General features: G+C 29.4%; 18 protein-coding genes. 4 read left to right on the forward strand and 14 right to left on the reverse strand.

From position 1 onward, the window contains the following. Positions 1 to 4: 4 nt before the first annotated feature. Positions 5 to 646, reverse strand: a complete 642-nt coding sequence (locus tag GKF99_RS03265; RefSeq protein WP_094224638.1) for a zinc dependent phospholipase C family protein — start codon at positions 644 to 646, stop codon at positions 5 to 7. Positions 647 to 704: 58 nt separating this feature from the next. After that, positions 705 to 1,145, reverse strand: a complete 441-nt coding sequence (locus GKF99_RS03270; protein WP_154272649.1) for a hypothetical protein — start codon at positions 1,143 to 1,145, stop codon at positions 705 to 707. 86 nt (positions 1,146 to 1,231) lie between these two features. Between GKF99_RS03270 and GKF99_RS03275 the strand changes: the two genes are divergently transcribed. Next, positions 1,232 to 2,377: a nucleotidyltransferase family protein gene (locus GKF99_RS03275; protein WP_154272650.1), complete on the forward strand. Its 1,146-nt coding sequence runs from the start codon at positions 1,232 to 1,234 to the stop codon at positions 2,375 to 2,377. A gap of 37 nt (positions 2,378 to 2,414) precedes the next feature. Here the strand turns inward: GKF99_RS03275 and map are convergent, their stop codons facing one another. The 4 genes from map to secG form a co-directional block, all read right to left on the reverse strand. Beyond that, on the reverse strand, positions 2,415 to 3,170 hold the full coding sequence (gene map / locus GKF99_RS03280; RefSeq protein WP_110058087.1) for a type I methionyl aminopeptidase: 756 nt from the start codon (positions 3,168 to 3,170) through the stop codon (positions 2,415 to 2,417). 8 nt (positions 3,171 to 3,178) lie between these two features. Beyond that, positions 3,179 to 4,510 carry a hemolysin family protein gene (locus GKF99_RS03285; RefSeq protein ID WP_110058088.1) on the reverse strand — a complete coding sequence of 444 codons (1,332 nt, stop codon included), beginning with the start codon at positions 4,508 to 4,510 and terminating at the stop codon, positions 3,179 to 3,181. 170 nt (positions 4,511 to 4,680) lie between these two features. Continuing rightward, positions 4,681 to 6,693, reverse strand: coding sequence for a sodium-translocating pyrophosphatase (locus GKF99_RS03290; RefSeq protein WP_154272651.1), 2,013 nt, complete (start codon positions 6,691 to 6,693; stop codon positions 4,681 to 4,683). Between the two features lie 24 nt (positions 6,694 to 6,717). Further along, on the reverse strand, positions 6,718 to 6,942 hold the full coding sequence (gene secG / locus GKF99_RS03295) for a preprotein translocase subunit SecG (RefSeq protein ID WP_002836307.1): 225 nt from the start codon (positions 6,940 to 6,942) through the stop codon (positions 6,718 to 6,720). A gap of 205 nt (positions 6,943 to 7,147) precedes the next feature. Here secG and GKF99_RS03300 point away from each other — a divergent pair, with 205 nt between their 5' ends. Both GKF99_RS03300 and GKF99_RS03305 read left to right on the forward strand, forming a co-directional pair. After that, positions 7,148 to 7,693, forward strand: coding sequence for a DUF3793 family protein (locus GKF99_RS03300; RefSeq protein ID WP_094207074.1), 546 nt, complete (start codon positions 7,148 to 7,150; stop codon positions 7,691 to 7,693). 3 nt (positions 7,694 to 7,696) lie between these two features. Beyond that, entirely contained in the window at positions 7,697 to 8,116 is a 420-nt protein-coding gene (locus GKF99_RS03305; RefSeq protein WP_094205602.1) for a flavodoxin, read from the forward strand. Between the two features lie 45 nt (positions 8,117 to 8,161). Here the strand turns inward: GKF99_RS03305 and GKF99_RS03310 are convergent, their stop codons facing one another. The 6 genes from GKF99_RS03310 to GKF99_RS03335 all read right to left on the reverse strand — a co-directional run bounded on the left by GKF99_RS03310 (position 8,162) and on the right by GKF99_RS03335 (position 13,883). After that, on the reverse strand, positions 8,162 to 8,635 hold the full coding sequence (locus GKF99_RS03310) for a hypothetical protein (RefSeq protein WP_035109473.1): 474 nt from the start codon (positions 8,633 to 8,635) through the stop codon (positions 8,162 to 8,164). Positions 8,636 to 8,711: 76 nt separating this feature from the next. Next, the gene (coaD, locus tag GKF99_RS03315) at positions 8,712 to 9,200 is read right to left on the reverse strand and encodes a pantetheine-phosphate adenylyltransferase (RefSeq protein ID WP_094205600.1); all 489 of its coding nucleotides are present in this window, start codon (positions 9,198 to 9,200) and stop codon (positions 8,712 to 8,714) included. Then, a complete protein-coding gene (rsmD, locus tag GKF99_RS03320) occupies positions 9,193 to 9,753 on the reverse strand; it encodes a 16S rRNA (guanine(966)-N(2))-methyltransferase RsmD (protein WP_094207073.1) in 561 nt (186 codons plus the stop codon). Before rsmD ends, coaD begins: the two co-directional genes overlap by 8 nt. 8 nt (positions 9,754 to 9,761) lie before the next feature. Then, complete coding sequence (gene recG, locus GKF99_RS03325; protein ID WP_154272652.1) at positions 9,762 to 11,798, reverse strand: ATP-dependent DNA helicase RecG; 2,037 nt, start codon at positions 11,796 to 11,798, stop codon at positions 9,762 to 9,764. An 88-nt stretch (positions 11,799 to 11,886) separates the two neighbouring features. After that, entirely contained in the window at positions 11,887 to 13,512 is a 1,626-nt protein-coding gene (locus GKF99_RS03330; protein ID WP_154272653.1) for a DAK2 domain-containing protein, read from the reverse strand. 8 nt (positions 13,513 to 13,520) lie between these two features. Next, complete coding sequence (locus tag GKF99_RS03335; RefSeq protein WP_002836299.1) at positions 13,521 to 13,883, reverse strand: Asp23/Gls24 family envelope stress response protein; 363 nt, start codon at positions 13,881 to 13,883, stop codon at positions 13,521 to 13,523. Positions 13,884 to 14,062: 179 nt separating this feature from the next. On the opposite strand from GKF99_RS03335, the gene rpmB reads away from it, so the two are divergent. Further along, positions 14,063 to 14,278, forward strand: coding sequence for a 50S ribosomal protein L28 (gene rpmB, locus GKF99_RS03340; RefSeq protein WP_002836298.1), 216 nt, complete (start codon positions 14,063 to 14,065; stop codon positions 14,276 to 14,278). 29 nt (positions 14,279 to 14,307) lie between these two features. Here rpmB and GKF99_RS03345 read toward each other — a convergent pair whose 3' ends face one another. Both GKF99_RS03345 and thiT read right to left on the reverse strand, forming a co-directional pair. Next, entirely contained in the window at positions 14,308 to 14,940 is a 633-nt protein-coding gene (locus GKF99_RS03345; RefSeq protein WP_094207070.1) for a thiamine diphosphokinase, read from the reverse strand. Further along, positions 14,937 to 15,476, reverse strand: coding sequence for an energy-coupled thiamine transporter ThiT (gene thiT, locus GKF99_RS03350; RefSeq protein WP_094207069.1), 540 nt, complete (start codon positions 15,474 to 15,476; stop codon positions 14,937 to 14,939). Before thiT ends, GKF99_RS03345 begins: the two co-directional genes overlap by 4 nt. Between the last annotated feature and the right edge of the window lie 12 nt (positions 15,477 to 15,488).

A 15,488-nucleotide genomic window follows, 5' to 3' on the forward strand; every position in this document is an offset into this window, starting at 1 on the left:
ATATTTAAAAAACAAAGGACTTTTGATAGTATCTTTCTGTAGAGAATACTTCAATAGTTTCAAAGATAAAACAGAAAATAGAATAATTCAAACCGTACGCAAAGTCCAAATCTCTTGTTTTATCTTCTGAAATGCTATATTCATCTACTATATCTTCAATATAATTCTTAACCAATGTTTTTAACATCACACATTCATCATTATCTATGCTTATTTGACTTGATGTTATTGCTTTTTTGTCAAATATATGATTTTGTGCTAACTTATTCAAAACTCTTTCGTAATTCATGTGATCTTTAAGGTGTTGATTACACCTCCATCTTTTTGCATGTGGAAGACACACATAATCACTTAGATAATGACTTATTACTCCAAGTTTTGTACTTAAAATCTTATTTTGCAATGAATTCAATCTTGTTAAATCTGTAAATTGAAAAAGATAAATTATAGTGATAATTTCTTTTACAATATAATTTATACTTTCTTCTTTGTAATGTGCTATTAGCTTGTATTTTGGTAAAATATCTGGACTAACGGCTCCCCATTCTAATTTTTTTATATTTAAATTGATTCCATAGGAATCTTTAATGTCTTGATTTATTTCTCTAACAATTCTCTTATGAGTTTCTGGAAAAATATCAATCACTACCTTTCGTCATTGGACATAATATTATTTTAGAGTAATTTAAGTTAAAAGTCAATTATTAACTTTTGCACATAAATACAAGAAAATCGCTAATTCTTAACGATTTTTCGTCTATAACTTCATTTATAAGATTAACAAATTCACTAGAATATTTTTCAGTTAAAAGAGAATAATCTATGTTAAGCGAATGAATTTCAAATTTTTTCATTTCACAAAAAACATTATAGATTAGATTTTTGAAAATATTTTTGTTGTTATTTCTTAAATCATCTGGCAAATTTGCCAATATCACATAATCCGAAGTTATATTAAAAGCGGGAATTATTTTACATTCGCCTTTTTCTATTCCACTTATTTTTGTAAGAGGTTCTAAAATTCTTTCTCCAGCTTTTTCAACTAATTTTTTTGAATTCTCTTCCAGAAGTGAATTTTCGATAAAATATAAAATTGCATCGCTTTGTAGCTCAAAAATATTGCCTTTAACAAATCTTATATCCATAAAATCTACCCCTTTTTATTTACTATATTACCAATATCAATTATAATACAACATAAGAAAAAAGTATATGAAAGGAATCAATAATTATGAATATAGCTATAGTATGTGAATACAATCCGTTCCATTTTGGGCATTTACATCAAATAGATCAAATAAAAAAAATTTTCCCAGAAGCAAATATAATTGCAATCATGAGCGGAAATGTAGTGCAACGTGGTGAATTTTCTATTTTAGATAAACTTCATAAAACTAAAATTGCTTTGGAACACGGGATAGACTGTGTTATTGAAATTCCTTCTGTATTTTCCTTGCAATCAGCGCAGAATTTCGCCTATTACGCTATTAAAATAATAGACACTATTGGATGTGATTATGTTTCTTTTGGAATTGAAACAGAAATAAAAGATCTAATTTCATACAAAGATTTTCTACTAGAAAATGAAGGTAATATTAAACAGTTTATACTAGAAAACAAAAATATTTCATATAATAAAAACATAATGATATTTTCAAAGCAAAACTACTCTGAATATTCCGATGAAATATTCAAATCAAATAACATTCTTGCTTTGGAATATATGAAATCATTAGATAAACTACACTCTAAATGTAAAATTCTGCCAATAAGAAGAGTCAATAGCGAATACAATTCAAATTCCTTAGAATGTATCTCTTATAGTGCATCCTCTATCAGAACTAATTTGATGTTATTAGAAGAATTTAAAGACAAAATTCCATCCTTAACTTACGAATATCTAAAACAAAATTCTATTAGATCTAACAAGAAGCTTTTAGACATATTATCTTATAAATTATTTGTGGAAAAATCAGAATTAGATAATATAACGGGTTATGAGAAAGGATTAGATAATCTTCTATCAAATGCATTGAATGAAAATTATGATGATTTTTTTGAAAACATAAAAAATAAAAAATATACCAAAAATCGACTTCAAAGATTGATTTTAAATTATATTTTAGGAGTAGATAAAAAATTTATAGATGATATCGTAAATGCAGATATTGAAGCTGTTCGCCTATTGGGATTCAAAAAAAACTTCGATTTGTCCGCAATTAAAAAAAATTGTAAAATTTATTCTTTGAACAGAGATTTTTCAAATTTATCTGATAATTACAAAAAATTATATGAATATGATATAAAAGTCAGTAGACTAATATATTCTACAAAAAAGGTTAATGATTTTTATAATTTTCCAGTAATAAAAAAATAGAGAATATTTTGAGGAACCCCAAAATATTCTCTTTATTTTATTGTCCTTGTTGTTTAGTCAAAATTCTTGGACCATCTTTTGTGATGGCTAATGTGTGTTCATATTGGCATGATTTTTTCCCGTCAATAGTTCTAGCTGTCCATCCATTTTTATCAATTTTCAACTTATGAGTTCCCATATTAATCATTGGTTCAATAGTTAAAACCATTCCCTCTTGTAATCTAAGACCTCTGTGTTCTTTACCATAGTGAAGAACCATAGGATCTTCATGCATACCTCTTCCAATCCCGTGGCCTGTGAATTCGCGTACTACAGAATAGCCATTAGTTTCTGCTATTGACTGAATTTTAGCTCCTATATCTCCTAGTCTATTGCCAATAACAGCTAATTTAATTCCTTCATACAAACATTCTCTTGTAACATCCATAAGTTTTTGAGTATCTTCATCTATTTGACCAACTGCATAGCTCCAACAGGAATCACTCATCCAACCATTCAATTCAACTACTGTATCTACTTTTAACAAATCACCAGATTTTAAAATATAATCAGATGGATATCCATGGCATATTTCATCATTTACAGAGCAACATGTAGCGTATGGGAATCCCTCAAATCCTATTTGAGCTGGTATTGCTCCCTTGCTTCTAATAAATTTTTCGCAAAAATCATTAACTTGCATTGTAGTCAAACCTGGTTTAACAAATTCCCTCAAAGCTTCATGCATTCCAGAAATAACATTTCCAGAAATATCCATTTTTTCTATTTCATCTTTATTTTTTATAATAATCATTTAATCACCTATTCAAAAAAGTTCTTAGGTAATGTAATTTTTACCTTTTTAATTCTTTTATCTTCCACAAAAATTATATTGTACAAAACATCATCTATTTCTATTTTTCTTTTAAAGCCATCTTCAGGTATATATCCCAATCGATTTATTAACATACCGCCTAATGTATCATAATCATCCGATAGCTCATCAATCTCAAGTCCAATGTTAGAATTAATTTCTTTTATAGAAGTACTACCTTTTACTATATAATTAAACTTGTCAACCTGAATAATATCAGGAGCTTCATGATCGTATTCATCTTCGATATTTCCAACTATTTCTTCAATTAAATCTTCCATCGATACAATACCTGAAAAACCACCATATTCATCAATTAAGATTGCCATGTGAATTCTTTTTTTCTTCATATCTGAGAATAAATCATTGATATTTTTAGTTTCTGATATAAAATACGCTGGCTTTAAAATCTTTCTTAAGTCAACATTATTAAATCCATGTTTGTAAGCTTCACTCATGTAATCTTTAATGTAGATGATGCCCAGTATGTTGTCAATATCACCTTCATATACTGGAATTCTTGAAAATTTTAGTTCCATTAATTTATCCAAATAATCTTCAATACAATCTTCAAGGTCAATTGCAAATACTTCTGTTCTTGCTGTCATTATTTCTTCAGCTGTTTTTTCATCAAAGTTAATAACAGCATCAATCATATCTTTTTCGTTTGAATTTATAATTCCTTGTTCCTTTCCGACCTCTACCATTGATTTTATTTCTTCAACAGTAATTTTGCTCTCCACATTCAAAGTTTTAATTCCAATTATACTCAGTATAAATTTTGTTGACTTTGAAAGTAAAAAAACAAATGGTTTTAAAATAAAGTAAATAAATTTTACAGCATTAATCGAAAATAACGCAAAAGAATCCGCCACACTCAAAGCAATTCTTTTTGGAATCAATTGTCCAAACAAAATATACAAAAACGATAAAACAATAAGTACAACACACACTGATATCCAATAAGTTACAGATTTATTTAATCCTAAAAATATCATCTTTTTACTCAAACTTACACTTAAACTAGATGCACATATTGCTGAAGCAACAAATCCAATATAAGTTAATATAACTTGAATAGTAGACAAAAATTTTGTGTGTTTTTCAAATTGTTCTAAAACAGATTTTGCCTTTTCATTTCCGTCATCACTCATAACCCTAAGCTTATTTTTATCACAAGATACAATTGCTATTTCACTTGCTGAAAAAAAAGCATTAATTACTATAAGTATTAATAAAATAACCAATTCTACAATAAGATTGGGCCCGACTTCGTCCATTTAATCCTCCTAAAATTATAGATAATAATATTATACAATAATTTTGAATTAAAATAAAACAAAATTAAAAACGGAATGTTTTCCGCAATAGAAAGATAACATTCCGCTTAAAATCATTTAATTCAATTCGTGTTTTAGAAAAACACTTCAAATACTAAAATATTCGATTTTTAGAATAAGTTTAGTATTACTCCACCATGCTGAGCAATCAATGGTGCGAATACTAATGATACTACCGTCATCAATTTAATTAATATGTTTAATGATGGACCTGAAGTATCCTTGAATGGATCCCCAACAGTATCTCCAACTACAGCTGCCTTATGAGCATCTGATCCTTTTCCACCGTGTTGACCTGATTCAATATATTTTTTAGCATTATCCCATGCTCCACCACTGTTTGACATGAATATTGCCATTAATACGCCTGTTACAAGTGAACCTGCTAAAAGTCCTCCTAAAGCTTCTGCGCCTAATAAGAATCCCATTATAACTGGACAAACTACAGCTAACAAACCTGGAACAAGCATTTGTCTTAATGCAGCACCTGTAGAAATATCTACACATTTTTTGTAATCAGGTTGTTGAGTACCTTCCATAATTCCTGGGAACTCTTTAAATTGTCTTCTAACTTCAACAATCATATCATTTGCAGCTGTTCCTACAGCATCCATAGTCAATGCTGAGAATAGGAATGGTAACATACCACCAATGAACATACCAGCTACAACTTCTGGACTTGTAACATCTATTTGTTTCAAACCTACTACAGCTGTATATGATGCAAATAATGCTAATGCTGTTAATGCAGCACTACCGATTGCAAATCCCTTTCCTATCGCAGCGGTAGTATTTCCAACTGAGTCTAATTTATCTGTAATATTTCTAACATCTTCTGGTAATTCGCACATTTCAGCAATACCACCAGCATTATCTGCTATTGGACCATAAGCGTCTACTGCAATTGTCATTCCACAAGTAGATAACATACCTACAGCAGCTACTGCAATACCATACAAACCTTCTGTAGGGTTTGTAGCACCATTTGATGCAAAGAATGAAATTATTATACCAATAGCTATAACAATAATTGGACCAGTAGTTGATTTCATTCCTGTAGCCAAACCTGAGATAATATTTGTAGAAGAACCTGTTTCTGATTCTTCAGCAATTTTTTGAACTGGCTTTTTATCTTCAGATGTGTAGTATTCAGTAAATTGTGAAATTATCAATCCAACTAATATACCAGCTAATACAGAGAAGAAAGCATTATTACTACCAAGAATAGATCTTGATAAGAAGAATGATCCTGCGATTGCTAATATTGAGCTGATAATTGTACCTGTATTCAAAGATTTTTGAGGATCTTTTCCTCCTCTAACTGTAAATACACCTATAATAGATGCAATAACACCTAAAGCTGCTGTTGCTATTGCAAATGATACACCAGCTTCTTTATAAGCTAATAAACCTAATGTAATACCTGATAAAATACTACCAGCATAGGATTCAAATAAGTCGGCTCCCATACCAGCAACATCCCCTACGTTGTCCCCAACATTATCTGCAATTACTGCAGGGTTTCTAGGGTCATCTTCAGGGATACCAGCTTCAACTTTACCAACCAAGTCTGCTCCAACATCAGCTGCTTTTGTATAGATACCTCCACCAACTCTGGCAAATAAAGCTATAGAAGAAGCACCAAAACTAAATCCAGTAACAACTTCAGCATCTTGGAAAATAATATAAGAAAGAGTTATACCTAAAATTCCTAATCCAACAACGCACATTCCCATTACTGCTCCACCAGAAAATGCTACGTTTAATGCTCCATTCATTCCTTCTTCTTTTGCCGCATTAGCTGTCCTAACGTTTGCCTTTGTTGCAGCTTGCATACCGATGTAACCTGCAAGTACACTAAATATTGCACCAGCTAAAAAACAAATAGCTGTCTTATAATCGATTGCAACACCTAGAATTACACATACTATAACTACAAAAATAATAAGTGCTTTGTACTGGCGAGAAAGATAAGCCATTGCTCCGTCGTGAATAAATCCAGATATCTCCCTCATTCTTTCATTACCAGCACCTTTTTTACTTATGCTACTAAATTTTATTGCAGCAAATAATAAAGCGATAATACCTGCTGCAATAGCTAAATAGTAATACATATTGTCCATGATTTACTCCTTTCAACTATTAAATTATTTTATATATGCTAACGCCAAAGCTGAAACCAAGAATATAACTGATGATACAATAACAACTCTGTTAATATAATTATCCTTAGTTAATCTTCCACCATGTCCACCGACATTAGTTTCGCCTGTTAACGCTGCCATCCCTTCTGATTTAGTTTCTTGACTCATCACTGCAATTATTATTACAATGCTGGCAATAACTAAAATTACTGAAAAAATAGTCTTCATTTATCCACCTCATTTCAATTAAGTTGATATATAAAATATAACATAGACATTCGATATTATCAAGATACTTCATATATCATTATTGCACAAAGTTATTATACCACAAATTTCTTTGAATTTAATTGATAATCAGTATTGATTTATCAGAAATCATGTGCTATACTTATTATGATATCAATTATCAATACTTATTATAGAGGTGGTTATGTTACAAGACATATTATTAGAACATTGTTATCCCACACTAAGTAATCTCAAATTTGCAAATATGATAAATGTTGATTATACAGATAGCATATTTGAAGACATATTTAAATTAAACGAAAAATTATCAGAATATAATTTTAGCTTAATTATTTTAAAGCAAACTAGAAAAAAGTTGTTGCTGTACTTAATAAATTACAATTTAATAGAAAACTATAATGATAAAAGGCTGCAAAATGCTTTGAAAAGTTATGGTTATCCTGCAGATAATTTTAATAGCAGCATAGATTTTTTAAAGAAAAGATTACTTGAAAATGAATTTCCTCATGAAATCGGATTTTTCTTAGGATATCCTTACGAGGATGTTCTTGGTTTTATCAATTACAACGGAAAAAATGAATGTATTTCCGGAAAGTGGAAAGTATATTCTGATGTAGAAAAAGCAAAAGATATATTTAAAAAATATGACTATGCTAAGCTCGTAACAAAAAGATTATCATTACAAGGAAATAACTTGTTTGATATAATAAATTATTTTAAGGAGTAAATTATGAATTTATTAATTTTATACTGGTCTCAAACTGGTAATACTGAAAAAATGGCTCAAATTATTAAAGAAGAATGTGAGTCAAAAGGATCTAAAGTCGAAATGGTATTTAGTGATGATTATAAAAACTATGATATAGACAATTTCGATGTCATTGCTTTTGGGTGCCCTGCTATGGGTGATGAAGAACTAGAAGATACTTCATTTGAACCGATGTTTTCTGATTTAGAAAATACATTAAGTGATAAAAAAATTGCTCTCTTTGGTTCTTATGAATGGAACAACGGTGAATGGATGGGCTTTTGGAAAGAAAGATGTTCGAAAAATAATTTAAACGTTATTGATACTGTAATTTGCTATGATACACCAGACGAAAATTCTACTGCTGATATCAAAAAATTCGCAGATAATTTATTAAAATAATACTTAAAAAAGCTTGGTAGTCATCTAAAACTACCAAGCTTTTTATTAGCCTTTTAATTCATTTCTGTTTTCTTGTAATTCTTCCAATAGATTGTTCAATTTGTCTTGAGTTGTTTCCAACATTTCATCGATATATTGGATAGATTGACTCTTTAATAGTCTAGCATTGTTTTCAGCTTGAGAAGTAATTTCTTCTGCATTTTTTTGAGCTGCAATAGTAACATCGTGTTCATTTACCATTGTTTCAAATCTGTTTCGAGCTTCTTGGTCTATTTTTTCTGCTTCTTTGTAAGCTTGAGTTCTAATATTTTCAGATTCTCTGTTAGCTTCATCAATAATTCTATTCTTTTCAGCATTAGTCCATTGAGCTTGTTTGATTTCTTCTGGTAAATTTTCTCTCATATCTTTTAAAACTGATAGAAGTTCTTCTCTTTCAACCATAACTTTTTTAGAAAATGGAACTGTTGATGCTTCATCAAGTATGTCTTCCATTTCTTCTATTAACTTAATAATATCCATGTAACCCTCCTGCATTGAGCTAATTATTCTTACAATTATTATAATAAAAATATCAAATTAATTCAAGATAAAGCATTTATTTATCGTTAAATTTATCCTTTATATCGTCAATGATATTTTCAGGAACAAGTTCTGATATATCAGCGCCGTAGGAAGCTATCTCTCTTACTATAGAAGACGAAAGAAATGCATATTTGCCATCTGCAACTAAAAACAATGTTTCTAATTCATTATTTAATTTCTTATTAGCCAAAGACATTTGCATTTCTGATTCAAAATCACTAACAGCACGTAGTCCCCTTATAATTGTACTACATCCTATTTGTTTTGCAAAATCTACAGTCAATCCTTCAAATTGATGAACTCTTACATTAGATAAATGGCTACAAGATTTTTTAATCATCGAAACTCTTTGTTCAAGAGAAAATGTGCTTTTCTTTTGAATGTTTTTTACAACAGCTACATTTACTTCTTCAAAAATTTTTGCACTTCTTTCAATAATATCCATGTGTCCATTCGTAATTGGATCAAAACTACCCGGATATAATACCTTTGTTTTATTCATTATCATTCCTCAAAAAATATATATTCTTCTTTTTACCATATTGTTTTTGTTTTTCTAATTTCAAATTTTTGAAATATTCATCAGACAATTCTTTTTCGGATTCTAATATAACAAGACAATCATCATTTAAAAGATCATTATCTATTAGCATCTGAATGGATTCTTTGTAATAATTTAATCTTTCATAAGGCGGATCGATAAAAACATAATCAAATTTTAATCCTTGTCTTCTGATATTTAATAAATTTTTCTTAAAATCACCTTTAAAGACTTTTGCGAATTCCTGTGATTTTGTATGCTCAATATTCTCATTGATGCATTTTATATTATCATTAGAAGCTTCACTAAATACTACTAAATCACATCCACGACTTATGAACTCTATACCAACTGCTCCACTTCCTGCAAATAAATCTAATGCTTTGGAATTAGGTTTTACTTGAAAAATCACGCTGAATATAGCTTCCTTTATTTTACCTTCTGTCGGTCTTGTAAATCTATCTAAATCGCTATTTAAGTTCATACCTCTCATTTTCCCTGAAATAACTTTCATTTCTCACCTCAATTAAAAATAACATTGTCTAGTAATTTATCTTTAAACTTATTAATTTCTTCATCCAAATACATATATTCTTTAGTTTCGCATAAATCATTCGTATATATATACTCAGTTATCACAGCAGCCTTTTCTATCAAATCATAGTCTTTTTCTAGATCTGCAATGTTTAGAAGTGGTATTCCTGATTGTCTAGTTCCTAACAAATCACCACTACCTCTCATCATCAAATCCTTTTGTGATAGTTCAAATCCGCTATTCGTATTAACCATAATATTCATTCTTTCCATTTGTTCATCAGAATATGCATTGTTGATAAGAATACAATAAGATTGATCTGAAGATCTGCCCACTCTACCTCTTAGTTGATGAAGTTGTGAAAGTCCAAATCTTTCTGCATTATATATAACAATTACATTTGCTTTTTTGACATCAACGCCAACTTCAATAACTGTTGTAGATACCAATATTTTTGTTTTTCCGTCTACAAAATCTTTCATAATCTCTTCTTTTTCCGAAGATTTCATTTTACCATGTAACATTCCAACATTTATATCAGAAAAATACTCACTAGATAACCTATTGTAAAGTTCTGTTACATTCTCTAAATCCAATGCTTCAGATTCTTCTATCAATGGACACACAACATAAGCTTGAAACCCATTTTCAACTTGTTTTCTGATAAAAGCTGCTATTCTTTTTTCATAACTAAATCCAACAGAATATGTTTCTATTACTTTTCTGCCTTTAGGCATTTCATTTATTGTTGATATATCCAAATCCCCATAGTAAGAAAGTGCTAAAGTTCTTGGAATTGGTGTAGCTGTCATCACAAGAACATCTGGATTTTTCCCCTTGTCTGAAATTTTCTTTCTTTGCCCTACACCAAATCTATGTTGCTCATCGGTAATTACGAGTCCAAGCTTTTTAAAATCCACAAAATCTTGAATTATTGCATGCGTACCAACTATGACATCAAAATAACCCGACTTTATTCCTTCTAAAACAGAATCTTTTTCCGATTTTGTTAAATCAGATTTTAATAAACAAACTTTTAACCCAAATTTTGAAAAATCATCCGATAAGTTTTCATAATGTTGTGTCGCTAAAATATCCGTAGGAGCCATAAAAGCTGATTGATAACCACTTGAATATGATTTGAATATCGCTGCTTCAGCTACTATTGTCTTTCCACTTCCTACATCTCCTTGAACCAATCTATTCATTCTCTTTTCAGATGTCATATCACTTTCAATATCTCTAATTGCTTCTAACTGTCCTTTTGTAAGTTCAAATTTTAAAGACTGTATGAAAATATCCATGCTTTCGTCAGTTTGAAATTTTATATAATTTTGTTCGTTTAGTGTTGTCTTCATTGATTTCATTGCCAATTGCATTATAATAACTTCTTCAAGAACAAGCGCTGTCCTAGCTCGTTTAAATTGTGCATAATCCACAGGTTTGTGTATGTTTTTTATTGCATTTCTTTTGTTCTCAATATCGTAGTTTTTAATCATACTATAAGGAATAACATTTTTAATTTCATCAATACAATGTTTAATAGCAAAATCAATGAATTTAATCATATCATTATTTGTAACGCCTTTTTTTACTTTGTAAATTGGATAAATAATACCCAATTTCCCACCAAAAGTTTTACTTAAAATTGGTGACGATATTTTGAATTGATTTTGAACTCTATTTATTTTCCCATACAAATAGTAGGTAGTGTTTGGTAGAATTTGATTTCTGATAAAAGGCTGATTAAACCATGACACACTTATTTTAGATGTATCGTCAAAAGCAATAGCAGATGTTAAGTTTAAATTTCTTCTAAGATATCTAGTTACAGGATTTGAAATAAATTTGACTTTTATAACGCAGCTTTCTTCATCTCGTATATCTATTATATTTTTTATTATTGATCTATTTTCGTACCTATACGGGAAATAATTCAATAAATCATTAACATCAAAAATACCCATTGAGTTTAAAACTTCTAATTTTTTCTTTCCTATTCCTTTTACTTCTGATAATTGCATAACTCACCACACAAAAAAATCCCTACATTAAACATACAAATAATAGACCGATAAAATCGATCTATTATTTGTAATTATTTGTAAGGAGTTATTCTATTGAAAATACATAGTAATATAAAGGTTGAGATCCTTCGACAACCTCAATATCAATATTTTTGTATTCTTCTTCCAAACTATCTTTCAATTTATTAGCCATCATTTCATCACAGCCTTCACCATAATAAATTGTAACCAATGAATCGTCTTTTTGAATTAGTTGTCTCAATAAATCCATTGAAACTTTATTAATATCATTACCAACCGCTCTGATATTCTTTTGGTCAAGACCTATAATGTCATCTTTCTTTACTTTAATATCTGACATATTTAAATCTTTTACCGCAAAAGTAACTTCACCAGTCTTAACTGTTGCTATTACATCGTTAAAACTATCAAAGTTTTCTTCTGCACTTGCTTCTTCATTGAATGCTAAAAGAGCCGAAATAGATTGTGGTACGGCTTTTGTCTCTACAACAAATACTTCTTTATCAACTATTTGTTTTGCTTGATTAGCTGATAATATGATGTTCTTATTGTTAGGAAATACAAAAACTGTCTTTGCATTAACTTTTTCTATAGAATTAACTATATCTTCAGTTGAAGGATTCATTGTTTGTCCACCAGTAATCACTTCATCAACATTTAACATATCGAAAACTTTACTGAATCCTTTACCACTGCTAACAACCACAAATCCAAAATCTTTTTCTGGTTCTGAAGGTTTTGTAGAAGCTTGACTAATTTCTTCTTCAGTAGAATGCAAGTTTTGATGTTGCAATCTCATATTATCTATTTTGATATCTCTTAGAGCACCTAATTCCATGGCAATTTCTAAAACTTTACCAGGATTATTAGTATGAATATGAGTTTTGATTACTCCATCACCTTTTACAACTAGTAAACAATCCCCAAAGTTTTCTAATTTTGATCTATATGAATTTTCATCTGCATCAGTCATTATAAAAAATTCAGTACAATATCCGAATTCTATTTCTTCATCTGATACAACATTCGTATTTTCATTAATAGTTCTAGAAGATTCGTCAATTACTGTTTCGGAAATCAATTTTTCATTATCGTAATTTAAAACGCCTTCTAAGAATAACATTAAACCTTGTCCACCTGCATCAACTACGTCGGCTTCTTTCAAAACAGGTAACATTTCTTTAGTTTTAAGAAGTGCCTTGTTACCTTCAGATATAATATCTGTCAAAAATTCTTTGATGTCTTCATAATTTTGGTAGTTTTGATCAGCAAACTCACCCATACATCTAGAAACTGTAAGAATTGTTCCTTCTGTTGGTTTCATTACAGCTTTGTATGCAGTTTTATAACTTTCAACAAATCCATCTCTTAATGCAAATATATTAAATTCAGTATAATCTTTAAATCCATTATAAAAACCTCTCATGATTTGAGAAGTAATTACACCAGAATTTCCTCTAGCTCCCATAAGAGAACCATCACTCATGGCTTTAGCTAAATTTGCAATACTCAAATCAGTTACGCCATTGACTTTAGAAATAGCTGATTTAATTGTCAATGTCATATTAGTGCCAGTATCTCCATCTGGAACTGGAAAAACATTTAAGCTATTTACTATTTCTCTTTTATTTTCTAAGTTCTTAAATCCCGCTAGAAGGCAATTCTTGAACAGTGTTGCGTCATTCTTCATTGTGCCCCCTATTTTTCTTCGTTTATTCTCATATCTTGAACAAGAACATTAACACATTCTACTTCAAGACCAGTTTTGTTTTCTACACTATATTTAACTGTATCAATGATATTTTGGCAAACCACAGCAATTTTGGTACCATATTCCAAAACTACAGTTAAATCTATTACAATTTTATTATTTTTTGTATAAACTTTTACTCCCTTACTCATATTGTCTTTATTGAGTAACATTAAAAATCCGTCTGATAAATTTTTATAAGCTAGTCCAACAATCCCGTAACAAGTCATAGCTGTTTCACTAGCAATAGTTCTAACGATATTATCTGATATTAATATTGAACCATATTCGTTATCAATTTTAGTAGTCATATTACCTCCTATTTGTGATACCTAATTAATTATATTATACTCTTTTAATGTTTAAGATTCTAATTTACATATTAATACTATATTATTATAACATATTTTAGCTCTAAAAGCTTGAAATTCAGTTTTAAAATATGCTATAATATCAAGAGACATTTGAAAAAGAACCAGGAGGTGTAATTATGTCCAAAAAATGTGAAATTTGTGGTAAATCAAGAACTTTCGGAAATAATAGATCATTTTCTTTAAGATCTTCAAATAGAAGCTGGGCACCTAACATCAGAAAAGTTAGAGCTTTAGTCGATGGCAAACCAAAAAGAATCAATGTATGCACTAGATGCTTAAGATCAGGTTTAGTTGAAAGACCTCAATTTATCAAAACAACAGAAGAAGAATAAAACAAAGAGTCGAAAACTTCGACTCTTTTTTAATCTCTAGAATCAATTAAAAGGCCATATCCCTCTATTAATTCTATATATGCTTTTTTATTTTTTATTTTATTACTAATCGTCAATGTTGAACAAAAATCAACATCTAAAAATTCGCTGTCGTATTCAAAACCATTTAACCTAATTTTCATTCCACTATTCGATAAAACTACAATGGAAATATAGTCATATCTCATAACACATTCTGTGCTTTCTCCTAAGAATTTAATTATATTATTGTTACCAATAAATATAAGTTCAATTCCTTTTTCATAGCATTTTTTTGAATAAATTAAATTCGACATTGTGTGATCTAATCTGGTTCCTGTTGCCCCAAAAGCATATATTGTATTACAGTTCTTTTCGATTAATATATTTATTGCGGCTTCAAAATCAGTAAAATCTTTTTTGCAATTATATTTTTCAAAAATCTTGTTGTTTTCTTCTAGAAAAATTTTGTCCTCATTATTTATAGAGTCAAAATCTCCTATAGCGAAATCAAAATCTTTATGATAATCTGTGAAATATTTTGTTCCACCATCTACAGCTATTTTAAAGTCTGATTTTTCATAATATTCTTCAAAAAGATTCTTATCAGATAATTCCCCTGCGCAACAAATCAAACCAATCATTTTTTACTTACCTTTGATACAGGTTTAATTAAAATTAATATGACAACTATAGCTATAATTCCATTAGGAACAATGTAGGTGATGTTATATAAGAATGATCCTAGTAATGCAGGAATATCTGTTGGCAATGTGTCTTTGAAAAATACATAACCACTTAAAATCGCAGCTACTCCTCTCATTAAAATAGCGAATATACATGCTAAAATCATTTTATAATTAATTTTGCCACTCAAAGTTTCTTCATTACATCCTAACCCTGATAATCCTAAAGCCATATAAGCTATTGGATAATCTAGTATATATTGTATTGGGTGGATAACATAAGGATCAACAAAGCTATCCAAAACTCCATACATTAATCCAATTACAATCCCTGGTTTTAGCCCCCATCTTAGTCCAAACAATAAAATCGGAACATATCCCGCTAGGGAAACAGATCCTCCTCTTGGCATTTTAAAAATAACAATGCTATTTAGTACAGCTGTCAAAGCTAAAGTAATTGCCCCTTCAACCATAAATCTCAAATTTTTATTCAAGATATCCTCCTT

It is taken from the genome of Finegoldia sp. BIOML-A2 (genome assembly GCF_009678315.1).
Lineage (GTDB): Bacteria > Bacillota > Clostridia > Tissierellales > Peptoniphilaceae > Finegoldia > Finegoldia magna.

Bases quoted from the DNA above. Each gene is read 5' to 3' on its own strand.
- GKF99_RS03270 (WP_154272649.1), bottom strand. From the start codon at position 1,145: ATGGATATAAGATTTGTTAAAGGCAATATTTTTGAGCTACAAAGCGAT.
- GKF99_RS03275 (WP_154272650.1), top strand. From the start codon at position 1,232: ATGAATATAGCTATAGTATGTGAATACAATCCGTTCCATTTTGGGCAT.
- map (WP_110058087.1), bottom strand. From the start codon at position 3,170: ATGATTATTATAAAAAATAAAGATGAAATAGAAAAAATGGATATTTCT.
- GKF99_RS03285 (WP_110058088.1), bottom strand. From the start codon at position 4,510: ATGGACGAAGTCGGGCCCAATCTTATTGTAGAATTGGTTATTTTATTA.
- GKF99_RS03290 (WP_154272651.1), bottom strand. From the start codon at position 6,693: ATGGACAATATGTATTACTATTTAGCTATTGCAGCAGGTATTATCGCT.
- secG (WP_002836307.1), bottom strand. From the start codon at position 6,942: ATGAAGACTATTTTTTCAGTAATTTTAGTTATTGCCAGCATTGTAATA.
- GKF99_RS03300 (WP_094207074.1), top strand. From the start codon at position 7,148: ATGTTACAAGACATATTATTAGAACATTGTTATCCCACACTAAGTAAT.
- GKF99_RS03305 (WP_094205602.1), top strand. From the start codon at position 7,697: ATGAATTTATTAATTTTATACTGGTCTCAAACTGGTAATACTGAAAAA.
- GKF99_RS03310 (WP_035109473.1), bottom strand. From the start codon at position 8,635: ATGGATATTATTAAGTTAATAGAAGAAATGGAAGACATACTTGATGAA.
- coaD (WP_094205600.1), bottom strand. From the start codon at position 9,200: ATGAATAAAACAAAGGTATTATATCCGGGTAGTTTTGATCCAATTACG.
- rsmD (WP_094207073.1), bottom strand. From the start codon at position 9,753: ATGAAAGTTATTTCAGGGAAAATGAGAGGTATGAACTTAAATAGCGAT.
- recG (WP_154272652.1), bottom strand. From the start codon at position 11,798: ATGCAATTATCAGAAGTAAAAGGAATAGGAAAGAAAAAATTAGAAGTT.
- GKF99_RS03330 (WP_154272653.1), bottom strand. From the start codon at position 13,512: ATGAAGAATGACGCAACACTGTTCAAGAATTGCCTTCTAGCGGGATTT.
- GKF99_RS03335 (WP_002836299.1), bottom strand. From the start codon at position 13,883: ATGACTACTAAAATTGATAACGAATATGGTTCAATATTAATATCAGAT.
- rpmB (WP_002836298.1), top strand. From the start codon at position 14,063: ATGTCCAAAAAATGTGAAATTTGTGGTAAATCAAGAACTTTCGGAAAT.
- GKF99_RS03345 (WP_094207070.1), bottom strand. From the start codon at position 14,940: ATGATTGGTTTGATTTGTTGCGCAGGGGAATTATCTGATAAGAATCTT.